The organism is Rhodococcus sp. p52, from assembly GCF_000763325.2.
Taxonomy (GTDB): domain Bacteria; phylum Actinomycetota; class Actinomycetes; order Mycobacteriales; family Mycobacteriaceae; genus Rhodococcus; species Rhodococcus pyridinivorans.
Genome location: NZ_CP016819.1, coordinates 2,959,559 through 2,979,533, shown reverse-complemented (window position 1 = coordinate 2,979,533; position 19,975 = coordinate 2,959,559). Strand labels below are relative to the sequence as shown.

21 protein-coding genes are annotated in these 19,975 nt (G+C 69.3%); 12 read left to right on the top strand and 9 right to left on the bottom strand.

Features of this window, described 5'->3' with window-relative positions:
• Positions 1 to 4 precede the first annotated feature (4 nt).
• The 3 genes from IM25_RS13750 to IM25_RS13740 form a co-directional block, all read right to left on the bottom strand.
• On the bottom strand, positions 5 to 556 hold the full coding sequence (locus tag IM25_RS13750) for a DUF1360 domain-containing protein (protein ID WP_006552558.1): 552 nt from the start codon (positions 554 to 556) through the stop codon (positions 5 to 7).
• A 108-nt stretch (positions 557 to 664) separates the two neighbouring features.
• A complete protein-coding gene (locus IM25_RS13745; RefSeq protein WP_033097991.1) occupies positions 665 to 1,435 on the bottom strand; it encodes an SWIM zinc finger family protein in 771 nt (256 codons plus the stop codon).
• Positions 1,436 to 4,243: a DEAD/DEAH box helicase gene (locus IM25_RS13740; protein WP_065996122.1), complete on the bottom strand. Its 2,808-nt coding sequence runs from the start codon at positions 4,241 to 4,243 to the stop codon at positions 1,436 to 1,438. It lies immediately after the preceding gene.
• A gap of 49 nt (positions 4,244 to 4,292) precedes the next feature.
• Between IM25_RS13740 and IM25_RS13735 the strand changes: the two genes are divergently transcribed.
• The 3 genes from IM25_RS13735 (at position 4,293) to IM25_RS13725 (ending at position 7,094) form a co-directional block, all read left to right on the top strand.
• On the top strand, positions 4,293 to 5,216 hold the full coding sequence (locus IM25_RS13735; protein WP_033097992.1) for an NADP-dependent oxidoreductase: 924 nt from the start codon (positions 4,293 to 4,295) through the stop codon (positions 5,214 to 5,216).
• Positions 5,217 to 5,286: 70 nt separating this feature from the next.
• Entirely contained in the window at positions 5,287 to 5,958 is a 672-nt protein-coding gene (locus IM25_RS13730) for an HNH endonuclease family protein (RefSeq protein WP_006552554.1), read from the top strand.
• A 317-nt stretch (positions 5,959 to 6,275) separates the two neighbouring features.
• Positions 6,276 to 7,094 (top strand): shikimate 5-dehydrogenase, encoded by an 819-nt coding sequence (locus tag IM25_RS13725; RefSeq protein ID WP_006552553.1) that lies wholly within the window; start codon positions 6,276 to 6,278, stop codon positions 7,092 to 7,094.
• On the opposite strand, the gene IM25_RS26445 is transcribed toward IM25_RS13725, so the two are convergent.
• Together IM25_RS26445 and IM25_RS13715 are read right to left on the bottom strand one after the other, a co-directional pair.
• On the bottom strand, positions 7,031 to 7,558 hold the full coding sequence (locus IM25_RS26445) for a hypothetical protein (RefSeq protein ID WP_198162491.1): 528 nt from the start codon (positions 7,556 to 7,558) through the stop codon (positions 7,031 to 7,033). The two genes, IM25_RS13725 and IM25_RS26445, sit on opposite strands and share 64 nt — an antisense overlap.
• Complete coding sequence (locus tag IM25_RS13715; RefSeq protein WP_006552551.1) at positions 7,555 to 8,394, bottom strand: sulfurtransferase; 840 nt, start codon at positions 8,392 to 8,394, stop codon at positions 7,555 to 7,557. Before IM25_RS13715 ends, IM25_RS26445 begins: the two co-directional genes overlap by 4 nt.
• 184 nt (positions 8,395 to 8,578) lie before the next feature.
• On the opposite strand from IM25_RS13715, the gene IM25_RS13710 reads away from it, so the two are divergent.
• Positions 8,579 to 9,052: an acyl-CoA thioesterase gene (locus IM25_RS13710; RefSeq protein WP_065996121.1), complete on the top strand. Its 474-nt coding sequence runs from the start codon at positions 8,579 to 8,581 to the stop codon at positions 9,050 to 9,052.
• 4 nt (positions 9,053 to 9,056) lie between these two features.
• On the opposite strand, the gene IM25_RS13705 is transcribed toward IM25_RS13710, so the two are convergent.
• Positions 9,057 to 9,545 carry an Lrp/AsnC family transcriptional regulator gene (locus IM25_RS13705; RefSeq protein ID WP_065996120.1) on the bottom strand — a complete coding sequence of 163 codons (489 nt, stop codon included), beginning with the start codon at positions 9,543 to 9,545 and terminating at the stop codon, positions 9,057 to 9,059.
• Positions 9,546 to 9,711: 166 nt separating this feature from the next.
• On the opposite strand from IM25_RS13705, the gene pdhA reads away from it, so the two are divergent.
• Genes pdhA through IM25_RS13685 form a run of 4 tightly spaced genes read left to right on the top strand, consistent with a single transcriptional unit; the run spans position 9,712 to position 14,319 of the window.
• On the top strand, positions 9,712 to 10,809 hold the full coding sequence (gene pdhA / locus IM25_RS13700; protein WP_033098049.1) for a pyruvate dehydrogenase (acetyl-transferring) E1 component subunit alpha: 1,098 nt from the start codon (positions 9,712 to 9,714) through the stop codon (positions 10,807 to 10,809).
• Positions 10,806 to 11,789 (top strand): alpha-ketoacid dehydrogenase subunit beta, encoded by a 984-nt coding sequence (locus tag IM25_RS13695; protein WP_006552547.1) that lies wholly within the window; start codon positions 10,806 to 10,808, stop codon positions 11,787 to 11,789. The genes pdhA and IM25_RS13695 overlap by 4 nt, the downstream gene beginning before the upstream one ends.
• Before the next feature lie 9 nt (positions 11,790 to 11,798).
• Entirely contained in the window at positions 11,799 to 13,118 is a 1,320-nt protein-coding gene (locus IM25_RS13690) for a dihydrolipoamide acetyltransferase family protein (protein ID WP_065996119.1), read from the top strand.
• A gap of 31 nt (positions 13,119 to 13,149) precedes the next feature.
• Complete coding sequence (locus IM25_RS13685) at positions 13,150 to 14,319, top strand: MFS transporter (protein WP_084295011.1); 1,170 nt, start codon at positions 13,150 to 13,152, stop codon at positions 14,317 to 14,319.
• Positions 14,320 to 14,362: 43 nt separating this feature from the next.
• On the opposite strand, the gene IM25_RS13680 is transcribed toward IM25_RS13685, so the two are convergent.
• The 3 genes from IM25_RS13680 to IM25_RS13670 are packed head-to-tail and all read right to left on the bottom strand — an operon-like array spanning position 14,363 to position 17,244.
• A complete protein-coding gene (locus IM25_RS13680; RefSeq protein WP_033097995.1) occupies positions 14,363 to 15,787 on the bottom strand; it encodes an NAD(P)(+) transhydrogenase (Re/Si-specific) subunit beta in 1,425 nt (474 codons plus the stop codon).
• Positions 15,787 to 16,116 (bottom strand): NAD(P) transhydrogenase subunit alpha, encoded by a 330-nt coding sequence (locus IM25_RS13675; RefSeq protein WP_006552916.1) that lies wholly within the window; start codon positions 16,114 to 16,116, stop codon positions 15,787 to 15,789. Before IM25_RS13675 ends, IM25_RS13680 begins: the two co-directional genes overlap by 1 nt.
• On the bottom strand, positions 16,117 to 17,244 hold the full coding sequence (locus tag IM25_RS13670) for a Re/Si-specific NAD(P)(+) transhydrogenase subunit alpha (protein ID WP_006552915.1): 1,128 nt from the start codon (positions 17,242 to 17,244) through the stop codon (positions 16,117 to 16,119).
• Between the two features lie 437 nt (positions 17,245 to 17,681).
• On the opposite strand from IM25_RS13670, the gene IM25_RS13665 reads away from it, so the two are divergent.
• Genes IM25_RS13665 through IM25_RS13650 form a run of 4 tightly spaced genes read left to right on the top strand, consistent with a single transcriptional unit; the run spans position 17,682 to position 19,973 of the window.
• On the top strand, positions 17,682 to 17,885 hold the full coding sequence (locus tag IM25_RS13665; protein ID WP_006552914.1) for a hypothetical protein: 204 nt from the start codon (positions 17,682 to 17,684) through the stop codon (positions 17,883 to 17,885).
• A gap of 22 nt (positions 17,886 to 17,907) precedes the next feature.
• A complete protein-coding gene (locus IM25_RS13660) occupies positions 17,908 to 18,672 on the top strand; it encodes an SIR2 family NAD-dependent protein deacylase (RefSeq protein ID WP_033097996.1) in 765 nt (254 codons plus the stop codon).
• A 9-nt stretch (positions 18,673 to 18,681) separates the two neighbouring features.
• Positions 18,682 to 19,122, top strand: a complete 441-nt coding sequence (locus tag IM25_RS13655; protein ID WP_052040114.1) for an HIT family protein — start codon at positions 18,682 to 18,684, stop codon at positions 19,120 to 19,122.
• Positions 19,119 to 19,973: a maleylpyruvate isomerase family mycothiol-dependent enzyme gene (locus tag IM25_RS13650; RefSeq protein WP_065996118.1), complete on the top strand. Its 855-nt coding sequence runs from the start codon at positions 19,119 to 19,121 to the stop codon at positions 19,971 to 19,973. Before IM25_RS13655 ends, IM25_RS13650 begins: the two co-directional genes overlap by 4 nt.
• Positions 19,974 to 19,975: the final 2 nt, after the last annotated feature.

The following is a 19,975-nucleotide window of genomic DNA, read 5'->3' as shown; positions in this document are numbered from 1 at the left end:
GATATCAGCCCTCGGCGATCTGCTGCGCCTTCGCGTACGCCAGGTGCAGGAAGTCGGCTCCGGTCAGCGCCGCGAACGAACCCGCCACCAGACGCGTGAGATTCGGAGCGTAGACGCGGCCGAAGACCATCGCCGTCACCGTCCACAGGTCGAGGCAGAAGGGGCAGGCCAGCAGTTCCCCGACGGCGTGACGGACCCGCGACGACTTGCGGGGCTGCTCCATCACCTCGGCCGGACCACCGGGGCCGTCGAACTTCGTGAACGGTGCGCGGACGGGACTGGTCACCGCCGCCTTGCTCACGATCCGGGAGACCTTGTGGCTCGCGAGCGCGGTCACCACGAGATCGCCGGCATCGGGCTTCGGCATCGGCCGCCCGCGCTTTGCCGCGACGGCGCCGAGCGTGCCGACAGTGGTGAGGTACACGGACATGAGCACCGCATATCCACCGAGGGGTCGATCCTCCCCGTTCCGATAGGTGTCAGCCTCCTGCTGGACCGCATCGACCGCACGTTCGGCGTTCTCCCGCGCTGTCGACGATGCTTCCGGAGTCCGCATGAATCCTCCACTCGTGGCATGTGCTGTCGGTGGCGCGACCGGAGCCGTCACCTTCACGGGCGGCATACCCCGGGGACGGACGACACAACCACCGGCGACCGATCGAGGTCAACGCATGCGGCGGTAGAGATCCTCGAGGTCGATGATCCCCCGGATCACCACGGCTTCGTCGGTTCCGCCGGCCCGCAACGCGCGGCGCAGCAGCATCGGATCGAGGTCCTCGAGCGCGGGACGGAACCGCTCCGTGGGCAGCTCGGACAACTCGGTGTCGTCGCCGTAGAAGTCCCGCGCCGCGGCCACCTCTTCGTCGGCGCCCGCATCGTCGACGCCGCCGATCAGCGTCGCGAGGTCCACCCCGCGCAGGGTCAGGACCGCGAACGGTTGGTCGTCGACGTGTTCTGCGAGCAGGTAGGCGACGGCCGCGGCGTGCTTGCAGGGCCACCCGTCGTCGGGGCAGGTGCAGTCGAAGTCGAGTTCACCCGCGCGTCGCGGGAGGAGGGCCGATCCGAGTTCCTCGGGAAGGATGCCCGCCGCAAGTCGCGCCAGCATGCCCGGCGACGAGCGGACGAGCGAGACGAGCTCTCCCACCGCCTCCTCGTCGAGCGTGCGCACCCGCACCGCCGAGGTGAACGGGGTGAGTTGACTGCCCTGCACGTCGCCGACGGCCGCTCCGGGTTCGAGCCGCATGGAGATCACCTGGCCGGCGCGTGCATACGCACGGCCCCGCGTCAGTCGCCCCTTCTCGGCGACCTCCTCCATCGCCGAGATCAGTTCCTTCGACCACCAGCTGCGGCCGATCGAGCCCCGCTTGGTGCGCGCCTCGATGCCGCCGTCGATCCGGCGGGCCGTGCCGTAGCGGCGTACGTTGCCCCGTGCCATCTAGTCCCCCACCGCGTCGTCGCCGAGGGTGAGCAGGGAGTGCAGCTGATCGGTGGACAGCTCGGTGATCCAGTTCTCCCCTGACCCGACCACAATCTCGGCCAGTTCCTGCTTGCCGGTGAGCATCTCGTCGATACGCTCCTCCACCGTTCCCACACAGACGAGCTTGCGGACCTGGACGTCGCGACGCTGCCCGATCCGGAACGCACGGTCGGTGGCCTGGTTCTCCACCGCCGGATTCCACCACCGGTCGAGATGCACGACGTGGTTGGCGGCCGTGAGGTTCAGTCCGGTGCCGCCCGCCTTGAGCGAGAGCACCATGATCGGCGGTCCGCCCTCGCTCTGGAAGCCGTCGACCATCGCGTCGCGCCGGCCCTTGGACACTCCCCCGTGCAGGAAGGGCACCGTCGTGGCGAACCGCTCCTCGAGATAGGGCACGAGGAGCTCACCGAACTCGCGGAACTGCGTGAACAGCAACACCTTCTCGCCGTCGGCCAGCACCGACTCGACAATGTCCTCGACCAGGCCGAGTTTGCCCGAGCGGTGCCGTCCGCGACGCAGGACGGGCGAGCCGTCGCCCAGATAGTGCGCGGGGTGGTTGCACACCTGCTTGAGCCGGGTCAGCGCCGCGAGCACCGCGCCCTTGCGGGCCATGCCCTCCTTGTCCCGGATCCGGCGCATCATGTCGTCCACGACGGCCCGATACAGGGCGGCCTGCTCGGCCGTGAGGTTGGCGCGCACGGTCTGCTCGAACTTCTCGGGCAGATCGGAGATCACGTCGGGGTCGGTCTTGACGCGGCGCATCACGAACGGTGCGGACAACGCCCGCAACCGCGCCGCAGCGACGGCGTCGTGGTCGCGCTCGATCGGCACCGCGAAGCGGGCCCGGAAGGACGCCGCGGTGCCGAGCAGGGACGGATTCGCGAAGTCCAGGATCGCGCGCAGTTCCTCGAGCCGGTTCTCCACCGGTGTGCCGGTGAGCGCGATCCGGTGCGCCGCGGGCACGGCGCGCGTGGCGCGGGACTGCGCGGTCGCGGTGTTCTTCACGTGCTGGGCCTCGTCGAGGACCACGCGTTGCCAGGTCAGCGTCGCGAGCTGCGCGACGTCGCGGGCGGCGATGGCGTAGGTCGTCACCACGAGGTCGTGGTCGGCGGCAGCGGCGGCGAGCGCCGGTCCGCTCAGCCGCTGGGCGCCGTGGTGGACGTGCACCCGCAGGTCGGGCACGAACCGTTCGGCCTCACGCTGCCAGTTGCCCACCACCGACATCGGGCAGACCAGCAGGGTCGGGGCGTTCCGCAGGCCCGACTCTCGTTCGTGGGCGAGCAGCGCGAGCACCTGGATGGTCTTGCCCAGGCCCATGTCGTCGGCGAGCACGGCGCCGAGACCGAGCCGGCTCATGAACGCGAGCCAGTCGAGGCCGCGCTGCTGGTAGGGACGCAGTTCGGCGTTCAGTCCCGCCGGCACGGGGACGGGCTCGGGATGCGCCTGCCCGTCGAGCAGCATCTCGACCCAGCCGGAGGCGGAGATCTCGGTGACCTCCGCGGGCGGAGCATCGTCGCCGGTGAACTGGGCGAACAACGACCCGAGGGTCGCATCCTCGGCGGAATGCGCGGTGACGTACCGGGCCGCGCGGGCCAGCGCCTCGGCATCTGCCCGCACCCATTTGCCGCGCAGCTTGACCAGGTCGCTGTTGGCCGCGACGAGCTCTTCCATCTCCGACGGGGTGAGCAGCATGTCGCCGACGGCGAGCTGCCATTCGTACGAGACGATCGCGTTCATCCCGACGACGCTGTCGTCGGCGCTCACGGGGGCGACGGGTGACTCGACCTGCAGACGCAGGGACGGATCGACCCGGGTCCAAGCGCGCGGTAGCAGCACCGCGATGCCCGCGGCGTCGAGCTCCCGGGCGCCGTGCTCGACGAGATCGACGACGACCGGGGTGGGCAGCAGAAGGTCGAGACTGTCGGGATCGCGGGGCACGTCCTGCAGGCGGGGATAGGCCTGGAGCGCGGTCCCGAGCTTGCGCACGCCGATCTGGAGCAGGTGCGGGTCGGTGTCCTCGACGGGCAGCGGCGTCGGGGACTGTCCCTCCGGACGCAGGCACACCTCGAGCCGCCAGATGGAGTCGGCTCCGACCCCGTCGTCGACGTCGTCCGGTTCGACGAGGCGCAGCACGAGGTCGGGTTCGTATCCGGCGAGGCTGGCACGCCATTCCTCGAGCGCATCGGCCATGCGCTGGGTGCCACGGGGATGGGGACTGCCCTCGGCCAGTGCAGCGACGAGGGGGTGCAGCGAGGTCGACGAGCCGTGGAGGGTGCGCACGATGGGGTCGGTCAGTTCGCGGCACAGATCGTCGAGGAGATCGACGGGCCGTCCGAGCTGTCGTTGCGCGGGAGACATCGCGGCCGCGAGTTCGGCGGACCAGGCCCGCGTCTTCTCGCCGCCGAGCAGGCGCCACCGCGCCCACCACTGCTTCTCGACACGCACGAGCTCCGGTGCGACGCGGCCGGCCTGCGCCCACCTCTCGATGCCACGGGCGACGTGCGCGAGATATCGCAGATCGCCGCCGACACCCCCGGGACGCCGCGGCATGTCCAGCAGAAGCTCGGCTGCGTCCGCCGGTGCGACCGCGACGGCGGGCAGCGTGCTCGGCTCGGTCTCCGTAGGGAAGGTGAGGGTGACGCGATGGCGGAACGGGCGGTCGATCCACCGGCGCAGCGCAGACGGCAGCGCGTCGGGATCGGGCTCTGCGGCGGGGGCCCACCACAGCATCAGGCCGGATCCCGGTGACCACAGCCCGTGCAACATGCCCACTATCGTGCCAGCCGCACCCGACCCCGATGGCAGGCTGGGTCCCATGGCACGCGCATACGGCTTCGTGGAGTACGGCGGTCCGGAGACACAGCAGCTGTTCGACACCCCCGTCCCACCGCCCGGTCCGGGGCAGCTCCTCGTGGCAGTCCGGGCCGCGGGCGTGAACCCCGCCGACTGGAAGGTGCGGTTCGGACGGCGCACAGGCAGCGTCACGGTGCACTTCCCGGCGGTCCTCGGCCGGGAGGTCGCCGGTGTGGTGGAGGCCGCCGGTCCGGACACCGGCTTCCGGCCGGGCGACGCCGTCTTCGGGACCACCGCGGAGGGCTACGGCGGCTACGCCGAGTACACCCTCGTCGACGCGCGGGCTGCTGCGCTCGTGCCCGAGTCGGTGCCGTTCGAGGTGGCGGCGACCCTTCCGGTCGCGGCCGGAACGGCCTTCGACATCGTCGAGTCTCTCGAGATCGTCGATGCGGACACCGTCCTCGTCCTGGGTGCCGGTGGTGGTGTCGGGTCGGCGACGACGCAGCTCGCGCACAACGCCGGGGCCGCCGTCCTCGGTGTGGCGAGTGCGGGGAAACGGGATCTCGTCGAATCGTGCGGCGGTCTGTGGATCGAGTCCGGTGACGGGTTCGACGCGCGGGTCGCGGCCACCGCGGAACGGTGCGGGGCGGTGACCGCGGTCGTCGACCTCGTCGGTGGCGACGTGCTCGAGCGGGCGGTCGCGCTGACGCGGGCACCGGAACGGGTCGTGAGTGTCGCCGATCCGGCACGCGCGGAGGAGCTGGGCGGTTCGGGAATCACGCGGCGACGGACCCGGGAGGTGTTCGAGCAGGTCGTGGCGCTCGTCGAGCGTGGTGTTCTGACGCCGCGCGTCGAGCGGACCTTTCCGCTCACCGAGGCCGGGGCTGCGCTGGAACTCGTCGAGTCCGGGCACGTCGGCGGGAAGATCGTCGTCACCGTGCCCTGAAGATCCTGTCGGCAGGGCATGTCAGGATCGCCGCGTGCGTGGGGGGAACGCGACGTGGTGGGTGGCGGCAGTGGTGGTCGCGGTGGCGGTGTCCTGGTTGTGGGACCGCACCGCGCCGGGGTCCGGGACGGTGCCGGGCAGCCCCACCCGAGCCGAGGTGCATCTCCTGCTCGAGCAGGTGACGGTGGTCGATCAGCGCCGGAAGGTTCCCGGCTATCAGCGGGGCTGCGGCGCGGGCGAGCGATGCGTGTTCGGTCCGGCCTGGTCCGACGACCATCCCGGGGCCGGTGGGCACGACGGTTGCGATACCCGCAACAACGTCCTCGCGCGCGACCTCACCTCCCCCACCTTCCGGGCCGGCACCGACGACTGTGTCGTGACGAGTGGGGTCCTGAACGATCCGTACACCGGTGCGCGCGTGGAGTTCCGGCGTGCCGAGGCGAACGCCGTGCACATCGATCACATCTATCCGCTCGCCGCGGCCTGGGATCTCGGTGCCGCCGCATGGCCCGCCGAACGTCGACTCCGGTTCGCGAACGACATCACCTACAACCTCGTCGCTGTCGACGGGCAGGCCAACCTCGACAAGCGCGACGGCACGCCGGCCCAGTGGCTGCCACCGGCTCCCGGTTACCGCTGCTGGTTCGCCGGCCGGTACCTGACCGTGGCGGTGCGCTACGCGTTGCCGATCACGGTCGACGACCACCGTGCCTTGGTGGGCGCGGCGGAGTCGTGCCCGTGACATCATCGCGACCAGCAGTCTCCCCGCCTGGCAGATGCCGTTGACGGCGGAGATGACGAGGGCGGCGAGGTCGGGATCGGAATCGACCAGTCGCACCGCACGTTCGGGTCCGCAGTACATCGCCGGGGTGAACGCGTTGCGCGCTGCGGGCCGGTCGATGATGCACCAGACGATCGCGCCTTCCCGTTCGAATCTCAGTCCTCCTGCACCCAGATCGTCTCCCTTGCATCGGACAGTATCTTGTTCTTTGTTGTGAGAACAACGTGCTCTCCTGAGAAAATCGCTGTTTCCGAACATGTAGGGTCTACGGTGAGCAAATGCTCGAGCGCATCTCCAAGGACACCCGGCTGTGCATCTCGATGTCCGGCCGTCCCAGCAACATCGGCACCCGGTTCCACAACCATCTCTACGAGGAACTCGGCCTCGACTTCGTCTACAAGGCGTTCGCGCCCGCGAACATCGAGGACGCCGTGGCGGGGATACGCGGCCTGGGCATCCGCGGCGCCGGGGTGTCGATGCCGTTCAAGGAAGCCGTGCTGCCCCTCGTCGACGTGCTGCACGATTCGGCGCGGGCCATCGAGTCCGTGAACACGATCGTCAACGACGACGGCGTCCTGCACGCTTACAACACCGACTACCAGGCGGTGAGCGATCTGCTCGTCGAGCACGGCGTCGATTCCGCCCTGCCCGTCACGGTGGTGGGCAGCGGCGGCATGGCGAAGGCGGTGACAGCGGCGCTGCGCCACAACGGATTCACCGACGGAACGATCGTCGCGCGCAACGGGGACACCGGACGACCGCTCGCACGCAAGTACGGCTACGAATGGCGCGCCGACACGAGCGACGTCGCACCCGGGCTGATCGTCAACGCCACTCCGATCGGGATGGCGGGCGGTGCCGAATCGGGCGACCTGCCGCTGCCCCACGACTTCGTCGCCGCAGCGTCGACGGTCTTCGATGTCGTGGCCGTGCCGCCGGACACCCCGCTCGTCCGATTCGCCCGCGAGCACGACATCCCGGTGATCACGGGCGACGAGGTCATCGCGCTGCAGGCGGCACTGCAGTTCGAGCTCTACACGGGAGTGACCCCGACGCGCGAGCAGGTGCGCCGCGCGTCGGAGTACTCCCGTTCCTGAACGGTCGGGACGGAGGAGGACTCGGCCGTCAGACGATATGGCTCTGTTCGAGACCGTCGAGCACCACGGCGGCGGCATCGACCGCGACGGTCATCTCGACGCGGGTGATGTCGTGCGTGGCGGGGGTTCTGCAGATCGAAGTTGTTGACCCACGCGGCCGTTCGCGCCGACTGGAACACGAACGTGGTGGTCACGGTGTCGCCCCCCAGGTCGCCGACGAACCAGCCGGTGAAGAACGGGCCGAGGTCGACGCCGTAGGTCGCCTCGCACTCGCCGGCGATCACCGGTGCGGCCTCGACGAGGTGGGCGACGATCGCTCCGAGCAGGGTCGCCAGGACTGCAGCACCTACCGTGGCAGCTGTCCCATTCACGACCGGTAGTCCCGCCTCCGGAGTGCAGTTCTCGTCGGCGATGTTGCGAATCGTCGACGAGAACTGCCCATCGGCCGGCGGGTCGCCGCTCAACTGCCGGTGGCGACCTCCCGCTTCGGATCCGCCGACCACTGCGACCACGAACCCGGATACAGCGCGGCGTCGATGCCCGCGATCTCGAGCGCGGCGATCTCGTGTGCGGCGTTGATTCCCGATCCGCAGTACACGGCGACGTCGGTACGCTTCACGCCCAGCGTCGAGAAGCGGTGCGCGATCTGATCCGCGGGCAGGAACGACCCGTCCTGACGGAGGTTCTCGGTGGTCGGCGCGCTGACCGCCCCGGGGATGTGGCCCGCCCGGCGATCCACCGGCTCCTCGTCGCCGCGGTACCGTGCGTGGGCGCGCGCATCGAGCAGAACTCCGTGGGTCGCGTAGGTCGCGGCCTCATCGGGACCGATGGTGGGCATGTGGCCGGGGCTCAACGTCACGTTGCCGGGCTTCTTCTCGCCGCCCGGTCCCGCGGCGAGAGGGTGCCCGCCGGCGATCCACGCCTGCAGTCCGCCGTCGAGCAATCGCACCTCGGAGTGCCCCGCCCAGCGCAACAGCCACCACGCGCGGGCCGCGGCGAGATCGCCGCTGTCGTCGTATGCGACGACGAGAGCACCGTCGTCGATCCCCCACCGGCGTGCGATGGCCTGGAAACGGTCGATGTCGGGCAGCGGATGACGACCGAGCTCGGGTGCGGGCGGATCGGCGAGATCCTCGTCCAGGTCGACGTAGACCGCTCCGCTGATGTGCCCCTCATGGAATCGGTCCCGTCCGTGTCTGTCGCCGAGTGCCCAGCGGACGTCGAGTATCACCGGCGACCGGCCCTGCTCGATCATCTCGGCGAGTTCGACGGTGGAGAGAAGAACGGGGGTATCGGACATGACCCGATCCTGACACGAACGGCACACGCCGTTCCGGCTTTGGGGCGACACGCCGTGCGTGCCGGGACGACCCCGGCGGGCGGACACGCCCTGTGCACGTCCGATTCGGGGGTTTTGCGTCTCGGTTCGGGATTGGCGTGGGGGTTGGTCTGATTTGACGTGCGGAGAGCACTATCGTCGAGACGTGAGCAACCGCCAACCGACGAGCCCAGCCGCCCCGCCTGAGCCGGAGCAGTTCCCGGTGTTGTGGCCCATGCAGACGCGTTGGGCCGACAACGACCATTACGGCCACGTCAACAACGTCACGTACTACTCGTACTTCGACTCGGCGGTCAACGGGTGGCTCATCTCCACCACCGGTGTCGACATCCGCGAACTCGACGCGATCGGGGTCGTGGCCGAGCCCTCCTGCCGCTATCTCGCCGAGCTGTCCTTCCCCGACCGCCTGCAGGTCGGACTGGCGGTCGAACGTCTGGGCACACAGTCGATCACCTATTCGCTCGCAATCTTCCGGGAGGCCGACGACACCCTGATCCCGGCGGCGACCGGCCGGTTCGTCCACGTCTACGTCGATCCGCAGACGCGCCGCCCCGTCCCGATCCCCGATCAGATCCGCAAGGCCGCCGCCCAGTTGGCCACCCCGAACGCGGGCCGCTGACGCCCTACGTCGCCTCGTCTCCGCTGCGCCCGGCCGCCCGGTTCAGCAGCGGAGCTGTGCGCTGCGGGACGAGGTCCTGCATGACCAGCGACATGTCCGTGCGCTCGACGCCGCGGATCTTCAGAATCCGGCCCGGGAGCCGATAGAGGTCGTCGGCGTCACGGGCGACCACCTTCACCGACAGGTCGATCTGCCCGGTCAGCCCGTAGACCTCGGTGACCTCGGGGATCTGTGCGAGTTCGTCGACGACCTCGTCGAGACGGTGCTGATCGACCCGGGTCGCCACGTAGGCGGCAAGCGGATAACCCAGGCTGACGGGATCCACCCGCCGGTCGAACGAGGCGAGCACGCCCTCGGCCTCCCATCGGGCAAGGCGCGCCTGGACGGTGTTGCGGGACAACCCGAGACGCTGCGCCAGCTCGACTCCCGTGGCCCGTGGTGTGCGCGTGAGTTCGAGCAGCAGACGCGCATCGGTGGCATCCAGACTGGTCATTTTCCGCAGTCTGCCAGCTAGGAGCACCCCGAAACCGTGCTTTCTGCACGGTTGGGAGCGGATCGATTGCGCACGCGCGAATTGCCCGGATGATGTGATGTACGGCACACATCATCCGGTCGGGCCTCACGAGGGCACGCTGGATCCGCACCGACGAGGTGATCCGATGGTTGTACCGACCGTCTATCCGGTCCAGTTGATCCAACCCGACGGGCGACGCGTCCTCGACACCGAGTACGGCCCACTCGTAACCGACGTCGGCCCCGACGAACTGCGCGGGCTCTACCGCGACATGGTCGTCGCGCGACGCGTCGACGCGGAAGCCACGGCGCTCCAACGGCAGGGGGAGCTCGGCCTCTGGGCGCCGCTCCAGGGCCAGGAGGCCGCGCAGGTCGGCTCCGCCCGGGCACTCGCGCCCGACGACTACGTCTTCACCAGCTACCGCGAGCACGCCGTCGCGTTGTGCCGCGGCGTCGACCCCGCCGACATGACCCGCCTGTGGCGTGGGTGCGGACTGTCCGGATGGGATCCGCAGACGGTCGCCACCACCAACCCAGCCATCGTCGTCGGAGCCCAGGGCCTGCACGCCACCGGTTACGCGATGGGCGCGAAGCTCGACGGAGCCGAGATCGCCACCGTCGTGTACTTCGGCGACGGCGCCACGAGCCAGGGCGACCTCTCGGAGGCCATGGTCTTCTCGGTCAGCTGGGGTGTCGGCGTGGTGTTCATCTGCCAGAACAACCACTGGGCGATCAGCGTGCCCACCCACGTGCAGAGTCCGGTCCCCCTCGCCCGGCGCGCCGCCGGATTCGGGATGCCGGCCGTGCAGGTCGACGGCAACGACGTCCTCGCAGTCCTGGCGGTGACCCGGCGTGCCGTCCGGCATGCCCGCGAGGGTGCCGGTCCGTTCTTCATCGAGGCACTCACCTACCGCATGGGCCCGCACACGACCTCCGACGACCCCACCCGCTACCGCACACCCGCCGATCTCGAGGAGTGGCAGGCACGCGACCCCATCGATCGGTTGCGACGACTGCTCGAACGTGAAGGGCACGCCGACGACGACTTCTTCGACGAGGTCCGGACCACTGCCGACGACGCCGCGATGCGGCTCCGGCGCGGCACGCTCGGGATGCCCGAACCCGAACCCGCCGCCCTGTTCGACCACGTCTACGCCACCGAGCATCCGCTCGTCGAACAGGAACGCGCGGACTACGCCGAATATCTGGCGAGTTTCGGCCCCACGGAGGAGGCGCGACGATGACCACCACGACGATGACCCTCGGCGGTGCCCTCAACGCCGGACTCCGCCGCGCACTCGAACGCGACCCCAAGGTCGTCATCATGGGTGAAGACGTCGGCACCCTCGGCGGCGTCTTCCGCATCACCGACACCCTGCAGAAGGATTTCGGTGAAGGTCGTGTGATCGACACTCCCCTCGCCGAATCCGGGATCGTGGGAACGGCGTTCGGGATGGCGCTGCGCGGCTACCGACCCGTGTGCGAGATCCAGTTCGACGGCTTCGTCTATCCGGCCTTCGACCAGATCGTCTCGCAGGTCGCGAAGATCCACTACCGCACGGCCGGTGCCGTGGTGGCCCCGCTCACCGTCCGGATCCCCTACGGCGGCGGCATCGGTGCGGTCGAACATCATTCGGAATCACCGGAGGTGTACTTCACCCACACCGCGGGTCTGCGGGTCGTGAGCCCGAGTACCCCGTCCGATGCGTACTCGATGATCCAGCAGGCCGTCGCGCTCGACGACCCGGTGATCTTCCTCGAACCGAAGCACCGCTACTGGGAACGCGGTGAGATCGACACGGAGACCGCACCCGACCTGCCGCTCACGTCCGCGCGGGTCGTCCGGTCCGGTTCGGACGCGACGATCGTGACCTTCGGTGCGCTGGTCGCTACCGCGCTACGCGCAGCCGACATCGCCGAAGCGGAAGGACATTCGCTCGAGGTCGTCGATCTGAGGTCGCTGTCCCCCATCGACTTCGACACGATCGAGGCGTCGGTGCGGCGAACCGGCCGGCTCGTCGTCGTGCAGGAGGCGCCGGTCTTCTGCGGCATCGGCGCGGAGATCGCCGCCCGCACGACCGAGCGGTGCTTCTACCAGCTCGAGGCACCGGTCCTGCGGGTCGGCGGATTCGACATCCCCTATCCCCCGGCCAAACTCGAATCCCACCACCGTCCCGACCCGGATCGCATCCTCGACGCGGTCGACCGCGCACTCGCAGCGTGAGGCGCACCGATGACGAATCCCACACGCGCAGTAGAGGAATTCCGTCTCCCCGATCTCGGTGAGGGACTCACCGAAGCGGACTGGGTGCACTGGGTCGTCGCGGTCGGCGATCGTGTCGAACTCAACCAGGTCATCGGGGAGGTCGAAACCGCCAAGGCCACGGTGGAACTGCCGTCGCCCTATGGCGGCACGGTCGAGGAACTGCTGGTCGAGCCGGGACAGACGGTGCCGGTCGGGGCACCCCTGCTGCGGATCGCGACCGAGGACGGGCCCGCCGAACCGGCCGGTGACAGCGACGGCCCGTCCCGACCGTCGGTGCTCGTCGGATACGGACCCGGCGACGCCCCGCAGAGCAGACGCGCGCCCCGCCGCATCTCGGCGGACGCCGGTCGTGCCCGCGACGGCGATCCCCCTCCCGCACGACCCGACGCGAAGCCCGGCGCACGCAAACTCGCGGCTCTCCTCGAGGTCGATCTGGACACGGTGACGGGCACCGGCCGCGGCGGTGTGATCACGCGCGACGACGTGCGGCGCACCGCCGGACACGGCGACGAACCTACCGCAGGCCACGGCGAAGAACCCACCGCCGAACGACCACACTCACCCGCCCCTGAGCCGTCCCCCGAACGGACCACGCGGATACCCGTCGGAGGGGTGCGCAAGCGGACCGCCGAGGCCGTCTCCCGCAGCGCCTTCACCGCCCCGCACGCGAGCGTCTTCCTCACGTGCGACGCGACCGCCACCGTCGACCTGGTGTCGACCCTGCGCGCGTCGCCGGCCTTCGAAGGCGTCCGTCCGACGGCGCTGAGCATCGTCACCCGCGCGCTGTTGCACGCGATCACTGACGAGCCGTCGCTCAATGCGCACTGGGACGACGACACGGGCGAGATCGTGCTCCACCACGACGTGCATCTCGGGATCGCCACTGCGACCTCCGACGGCCTGAAGGTCCCCGTGGTCCGGGAGGCCCAGCGCCTGTCGTTGCCGCGTCTGGCCCGGTCGATCGCCGAGGTCGCCGACCGCGCGCGGACGGGCCGCTCCACGCCGTCCGAGCTGACGGGTTCGACGGTCTCGGTGACGAACGTCGGGGTGTTCGGGGTGGACGGGGGAACACCGATCCTCAATCCCGGCGAGTCGGCGATCCTCGCCGTCGGAGCGATCTCCGACCGCCCGTGGGTCGTGGACGGTGCTCTCGCGATCCGGAAGGTGGTCACGTTGTCGCTGTCGTTCGACCATCGGCTCGTCGACGGGGGGCAGGCGGGACGGGCACTCGCGACGATCGGTGCGTTCCTCGGCGATCCCGTGCCCATGCTGCTCGCCGATACGTAGGGGCCGCGAACGCTCGGTAGCGTGCCTCCACGTGGTGGATTCGCAACGGACGACGGACCGGCTCACGCACGCCCGGGCGGCGGTGTTCGCGATCTTCGGGCTCAACGGCTTCCTGCTCGCCCTGTGGGTCGTCCACATCCCGGCGATCCGGGAACGGGTGGGCATCGATCACGCGGCACTCGGATCGTTGCTGTTGCTGCTCGCCCTCGGGGCGCTCGGCGGGATGCACGTGACGGGTCAGCTCGCCGACCTGATCGGTAGCCACCGCACGACGATCGTCTTCGCTCTGATGTTGTCCCTGACGGTGGTCGGGCCGGGCCTGGCCGCGGCGCCGTGGCAGCTCGGACTCGCTCTCGCAGTGTTCGGTTTCGCGAACGGCGCGCTGGACGTGTCGATGAACTCCCAGGCGGTCGTGGTCGAACAGCGGTACCGGCGACCGATCATGTCGGCCTTCCACGGGTTGTTCTCCGCGGGCGGGATCGCCGGGTCGCTGGTGGGCGCGGCCGCCCTGGCCGCCGGGGTTCGCCCCGCGCTCACGCTCGCGGTCGCCGGAGTCGTCGCGGCCGCGGTGGTGGGCCGGGCGGGGCCGCGCCTCGTCCGGACGGAGCCGCCGATCCGATCGTCGTCACCGGGGCCCCGGGCCGGTTACTCGCGCCGCGTGGTGCTGCTCGGAGGTGTGGCGTTCGCGCTGATGCTGTGCGAGGGGGTCGCGAACGACTGGAGCGCGCTGCAGGTGCAGGAACGGCTCGGCAGCCCGGAGTCGGTGGCCGCGCTCGCGTTCGGTGCGTTCTCGGCGACCATGACGATCGGGCGCTTCGTCGCCGACCGGGTCACCGCCCGGTTCGGCAGCGCCGCCGTCATCCGGTACGGAACGCTGGTCGCCGCGGTCGGGATCGGCGCCGTGGCACTGTCGCCGTGGCTGGTCCTCACACTCGCCGGATGGGCATTGTTCGGCCTGGGGTTGTCCGGTGCCCTCCCGCAGCTGTTCAGCGCCGCGGGCAATCTCGATTCGGGATCCCCCGGCGCGAACATGTCCCGCGTCGTCGGTCTGGGTTATCTGGGTCTCCTGGCCGGCCCTGCGTGCATCGGGTGGATCGCCGAGGCGACCTCCCTCACGACGGCGATGGTCGTACCGCTCGCATGCGTGCTCCTCGCCGCACTGCTGGCTCCCGTACTGACGCCGACGGCGCCCACGCGGTGATCCGCGTGGGCGCCGTGACGGAGCAGCGACAGGTCCGGAAGGCCTACAGGGCCTTCAGTTCCTCGGTGACCTCCGAGACCATCTTCTTCGCGTCACCGAACAGCATCGAGGTGTTGTCGGCGGTGAACAGCGGGTTGTCGATACCGGCGTAACCGGAGCTCATCGAGCGCTTGAGCACGATGACCGACTTCGACTGGTCGACGTTGAGGATCGGCATGCCGTAGATCGGGCTCGTCGAGTCCAGGCGGGCAGCCGGGTTGGTGACGTCGTTCGCGCCGATGACGATGGTGACATCGGTGCGGCCGAACTCGCCGTTGATGTCGTCCATCTCCTTCATCGCGTCGTATTCGACGTCGGCCTCGGCGAGCAGGACGTTCATGTGGCCGGGCATACGACCGGCGACCGGGTGGATCGCGTACTTGACCTCGACACCGCGGTCCTCGAGCAGCGCTGCCATCTCCTTGACGGCGTGCTGCGCCTGGGCGACGGCCAGACCGTAGCCGGGAACGACGATGACCTGGTTGGCGTACGCCATCTGGATGGCGGCGTCCGAAGCCGAGGTGGCCTTGACCGTGCCACCCGACGCCGAGGCCACACCGGCGGCCGCCTCGCCGCCACCGAAGGCGCCGAAGACGATCGCGGGGATCGACCGGTTCATGGCCTTGGCCATGAGGTTGGTCAGGATGGTGCCCGAGGCGCCGACGATCATGCCCGCGACGATCATGGCCTGGTTGTTCAGCGCGAGACCGGCAGCTGCTGCCGACAGACCCGTCAGGGCGTTGAGCAGCGAGATGACGACCGGCATGTCGGCGCCACCGATCGGCAGCACGACGAACAGACCCATCAGACCGGCGGCAATGAGCAGCGCCAGGATCCACCACGAGGCCAGCGGGTCACCGTCGGCGCTGATGCCGATGTAGACGGCGATGGCGATCGACGCGAGGACGAGGACGATGTTGGCCAGCTGGAACAGCTTCGCCGACGCGACGAGCTTGCGCTCGAGAGTCTTGTTCAGCAGTTCCTGCAGCTTCGCGAAGGCGACGAGCGAACCCCAGAACGAGATCGAGCCGATGATCGCGGCGAACAGTGAACCGACGATCATGACCACGGTCGGGTCGTCGTCCAACGTCGTGAAGCTGGTGGACTCGAGATATTCGGCCCACGCGATGAGTGCGACGGTGCCACCACCGACGCCGTTGAACAGCGCGACCAGCTGCGGCATCGCCGTCATCTTGGTCTTCAGTGCCGGCGGGACGCCGAGGATGATGCCGACGGCCAGACCGCCGATGATCAGACCCCAGTTCTCCGTCTCCCGGATGTCGATGAGCACCGCGACGACCGCGATGAACATACCGACGGCGGCGATGTAGTTGCCGCGCACGGCGGTCTTCGGGCCCGTCAGACCCGACAGACCGTAGATGAACATCGCGAAGGCGATGATGTACAGGACCGAGACGAGGTAGCCCATCAGGCGTCAGCCCCCTTCTTCTGTGCAGCCGGGGAGTCCTTGCGCTGCTTGAACATCCCGAGCATGCGGTCGGTGACGACGAAGCCACCGACGACGTTCAGGGTGCCGAAGACCAGAGCGACGAACAGGATGATCTTGATGCCCCAGTGGGCATCACCGGGGAGATGACCGAGCACGACGAGAGCGCCGAGCACGACGATGCCGTGGATCGCGTTGGTGCCCGACATCAGCGGCGTGTGCAGCGTGTTCGGCACCTTGGAGATGACGGCGAAACCGACGAATCCGGCCAGGACCAGAATCGCGATGTTCGCGAGTAGTTCGTTGTACATCTAGGAGTTCTCCTTCGAACGCGTCACGCAGGCGGCCTCGAGGATCTCGTCGGAGAAGTCCGGGGCCAGGGCACCCGACTCGTCGAGGAGCAGCTCGATCAGCGCGTACACGTTCTTCGAGTAGAGCTCGGAGGCATGCTCCGGCATCGTCGCGGGCAGGTTGAGCGGCGAGCAGATGGTGACGTCGTGCTTGACGACGGTCTGCCCCGGCTCGGTGAGTTCGCAGTTGCCGCCGGTCTCGCCGGCGAGGTCGACGATGACCGAACCCGGCTTCATCCCCTCGACCGCGGCGGCGGTCACCAGGCGCGGCGCCGGGCGGCCGGGCACGAGCGCTGTGGTGATGACGACGTCGAAGCCCTTGATGGCGTCTTCGAGCGCCTGCTGCTGCTGGGCCCGCTCGGCCTCGGTGAGCTCGCGTGCGTAGCCGCCCTCCCCCGCGGCGTCGATGCCGAGGTCGAGCCACTGGGCACCGACCGACCGGACCTGGTCGGCGACCTCGGGACGCACGTCGTAACCGGTGGTGCGGCCACCGAGACGCTTCGCCGTGGCCAGCGCCTGCAGACCCGCGACGCCCACCCCGAGCACCAGCACGGTCGCCGGCTTCACGGTGCCGGCGGCGGTGGTGAGCATCGGGAAGAAGCGGGTGGATTCGCTCGCCGCGACCAGCACGGCCTTGTAGCCGGCGACGTTCGCCTGCGACGACAGGGCATCCATGACCTGCGCGCGGGAGATACGCGGAATGGCCTCGACGGCGTACGCCTCGACTCCGGCCTGCGTGAGGGCGCCGATCTGGTTGTCTGCGTTGCGCGGGGCGAGGAAGCCGATCAGGCGCTGGCCGGACTTCAGGTGGGCGATCTCGGCGTCGCTCGGCGGAGCGACCTTGACGACGATGTCGGCGGACCAGGCGTCGCCGACGGTCGCGCCGGCTTCCTTGTAGGCCGCATCCGGAATCAGCGCGCCCTGGCCGGCACCGGACTCGACGACGACGTCGAGACCCTTGCCGATCAAGGAGGGCACGATCTTCGGCACGAGCGCGACCCGCCGTTCCCCGTCGTTCGTCTCACGAACCACGCCGACGGTCGGACGGCGGTGCGCTCCGCTCCCCGTGTTCGATCCTTCGGTACTCAATTCTTGACTCCTGCGTCGATGAAAGTGCGCGTCGTGCCGCGATCGGCGGCGAAAGATGCGTTATCGAAGGCCATGTGACGGCCTGTCATGCACTGAAAGGCTTAAGCAGACCTACCGTGCCCTCCCGTGACCTCGCAACCTGGTCAGATCATCTGAATCGAGTCCGAACAGCAAGACGGCGCAAGTTTGTGAGGCAGCTCACCTCACAAATGCCATTTTCCTCCGGTGAGCAAGACCGTGCAGGACGATCGGAATCGGTCCCGAAAACGGCCCGGGAGCGGCCCCCGATGCGAAAGAAGGCGGAGTGCAAACAGATTCGTTCCGTGTGTACCGAACGGCGGTGTGTACCGATTCAGAACACTTCGGAATCGATTCAGATACTCGGTCACCGGACCCGGCCTTTGCGCTCGTCCGGCAGCCCGCGTAGGGGGGTGTCCGTGACACACGAACCTCGGAAGGACCCCGCGAACGACACGCCCGCCGACTTCACGGTCGACGACGACCCCGGCACGGCCGACCTCGGCGGCGACCCGGTCTGCTGGCTCCATCTCCTCTGCCCCGACTGCGGGGCGATGCTCACCTCCGAGGAGGAACCGTGCCCGCGATGCGGCAGGGAGCACCCGATCCCGGATCCCTCCTGACCCGAACACCTAACCTGGCCCCATGAACGTGCCGGAACCCGTCCTCGACCTCGCCCGCTCGGCCCGCCGCGTCGCCGTCCTCACCGGTGCCGGGATGTCCGCCGAGAGCGGTGTCCCCACCTTTCGCGACGCGCAGACCGGGTTGTGGGAGAACTTCGACGCCACTGCCCTCGCCACACCGGCGGCGTGGGCGGACGATCCCGCGACGGTCTGGGCCTGGTATCAGTGGCGGGTCGCGCTCGTCCGGCGTGTACAGCCCAATGCCGGACACCGGGCCCTCACCGACTGGGCACGGGCGGCGCACGTGCAGATCGTGACGCAGAACGTCGACGACCTCCACGAGCGGGCCGGAAGCCACGAGGTCACCCATCTGCACGGGAGCCTGTTCGCCCCGCGGTGCAGCCGGTGCGAGCGTGCCGTCGACCTCCCCGATCCGCCGGAGGATCCCGTCGCCCGTCTCGATCCGCCGTCGTGCCCCGCATGCGGAGGCGACGGCCGGCCGGGCGTCGTGTGGTTCGGCGAGGTGCTGCCGCAGGACCCGTGGGAGACCGCGACCGAGTCCCTGCGCGAGGCCGACCTGCTGCTGGTCGTCGGCACCTCGGGCGTCGTCTACCCGGCGGCCGGCCTGCCGTCGCTCGCGCGCAGTCACGGCGTGCCGGTGGTACAGATCGATCCGCGCGAGACCGATCTGAGCGATCAGGTCGACCACGCCTGGCGCACCACGGCCGCCGTGGGTCTTCCCGCCCTCGTCGACGCGCTGAGGATCGGGACCGACACACCGCGTTAAGGTGACCCGGTGAGTTCCTGTGTGTTCTGCGCCATAGCCGACGGCAGCGGTACGGCGACACGGGTGTACGAGGACGACGAGGTCGTGGCCTTCCTCGACATCCGGCCGATCGCGCGCGGGCACACCCTCGTGATCCCGCGCGTGCACGCCGCACGCCTCGAGGACCTCGATCCGGCGTCGGGCGCGGCCGTCTTCCGCGCCGGACAGCGGATCGCCCGGGCGATGACCCGTTCCGAACTCGCCATCGACGGAACCAATCTCGTCCTGAACGACGGACGGGCAGCCTTCCAGACCGTCTTCCACACTCATCTGCACGTCCTGCCCCGCTGGAACGGCGATCGTGTCCGGATGGGTATCGGTCTGGTCCGCCGTCGACCCCACGACCCCGAGACCACCGCGGCACTCATCCGCGCCGGTCTCGAACGTCTCACCGCCGAGGAGCACCAGTGACATCGCAGCCCGACACCACCCCCGATCCCTCCGCTGCCGAGTTCCCGATCGACACGATCCGGCCGCTGCTGCTCGAGCAGTTCGCCGTGCTCGACGATCTGCTCTCGGGACCGACCGAGGACGAGTGGACCACCGCCACCTGCCTACCGGGATGGACGGTCAAGGACATCACTGCGCATCTCATCGGCACCGAGTCGATGCTCGCGGGCATCGAAGCGCCGCGCATCGAACGCGACGTGCGCTCGTTCGACCACGTGCGCAACGACATCGCGGCCTTCAACGAGTTGTGGGTGGAGTCGTTGCGTCCCGTCCCCGGCGCGGACGTGCTCGAGCGGTACCGCGAGATCGTCGCCCTGCGCACGGAGCAACTCGGCGCGATGACCCAGGAGGACTTCGGGAAACAGTCGAACACTCCCGTCGGGCCGGCGCCCTACGGGCGCTTCATGCGGATCCGCGTGTTCGACTGCTGGCTCCACGAACTCGACATCTGCGACGCGCTCGGCAGGACGGGCAGCGAGGGCGGCCCGCGTGCCGAACTCGGATCCGCGGAGGTCTTCGGTGCGGTTCCGTTCATCGTCGGCAAGCGCGGCAAGGCCCCCGAGGGAGCGCGCATCACGCTCGAACTCACCGGTCCCCTCGCGCGCACCATCCACATCGAGGTGCACGGACGGGCCACCGAGGTGCCGGCCCTGTCCGAACCGGTCACGACCACGATCGCGATGGACTCCGGGTTGTTCGTTCGGCTCGCCGGTGGACGCGTGCGCGCCGAGGACCGGATCGAGGAGATCTCCTTCGGCGGCGACACCGAGGTCGGACGCCGCATCGTCGACAACCTCGCGTTCACGATCTGACG

Excerpts from the sequence above, each read along its gene's own strand:
- IM25_RS13675 (WP_006552916.1), bottom strand. The coding sequence starts at position 16,116 with ATGTACAACGAACTACTCGCGAACATCGCGATTCTGGTCCTGGCCGGA.
- IM25_RS13745 (WP_033097991.1), bottom strand. The coding sequence starts at position 1,435 with ATGGCACGGGGCAACGTACGCCGCTACGGCACGGCCCGCCGGATCGAC.
- IM25_RS13725 (WP_006552553.1), top strand. The coding sequence starts at position 6,276 with ATGCTCGAGCGCATCTCCAAGGACACCCGGCTGTGCATCTCGATGTCC.
- IM25_RS13750 (WP_006552558.1), bottom strand. The coding sequence starts at position 556 with ATGCGGACTCCGGAAGCATCGTCGACAGCGCGGGAGAACGCCGAACGT.
- IM25_RS13695 (WP_006552547.1), top strand. The coding sequence starts at position 10,806 with ATGACCACCACGACGATGACCCTCGGCGGTGCCCTCAACGCCGGACTC.
- IM25_RS13735 (WP_033097992.1), top strand. The coding sequence starts at position 4,293 with ATGGCACGCGCATACGGCTTCGTGGAGTACGGCGGTCCGGAGACACAG.
- IM25_RS13705 (WP_065996120.1), bottom strand. The coding sequence starts at position 9,545 with ATGACCAGTCTGGATGCCACCGATGCGCGTCTGCTGCTCGAACTCACG.
- IM25_RS13715 (WP_006552551.1), bottom strand. The coding sequence starts at position 8,394 with ATGTCCGATACCCCCGTTCTTCTCTCCACCGTCGAACTCGCCGAGATG.
- pdhA (WP_033098049.1), top strand. The coding sequence starts at position 9,712 with ATGGTTGTACCGACCGTCTATCCGGTCCAGTTGATCCAACCCGACGGG.
- IM25_RS13740 (WP_065996122.1), bottom strand. The coding sequence starts at position 4,243 with ATGTTGCACGGGCTGTGGTCACCGGGATCCGGCCTGATGCTGTGGTGG.
- IM25_RS13680 (WP_033097995.1), bottom strand. The coding sequence starts at position 15,787 with ATGGGCTACCTCGTCTCGGTCCTGTACATCATCGCCTTCGCGATGTTC.
- IM25_RS13690 (WP_065996119.1), top strand. The coding sequence starts at position 11,799 with ATGACGAATCCCACACGCGCAGTAGAGGAATTCCGTCTCCCCGATCTC.
- IM25_RS13660 (WP_033097996.1), top strand. The coding sequence starts at position 17,908 with ATGAACGTGCCGGAACCCGTCCTCGACCTCGCCCGCTCGGCCCGCCGC.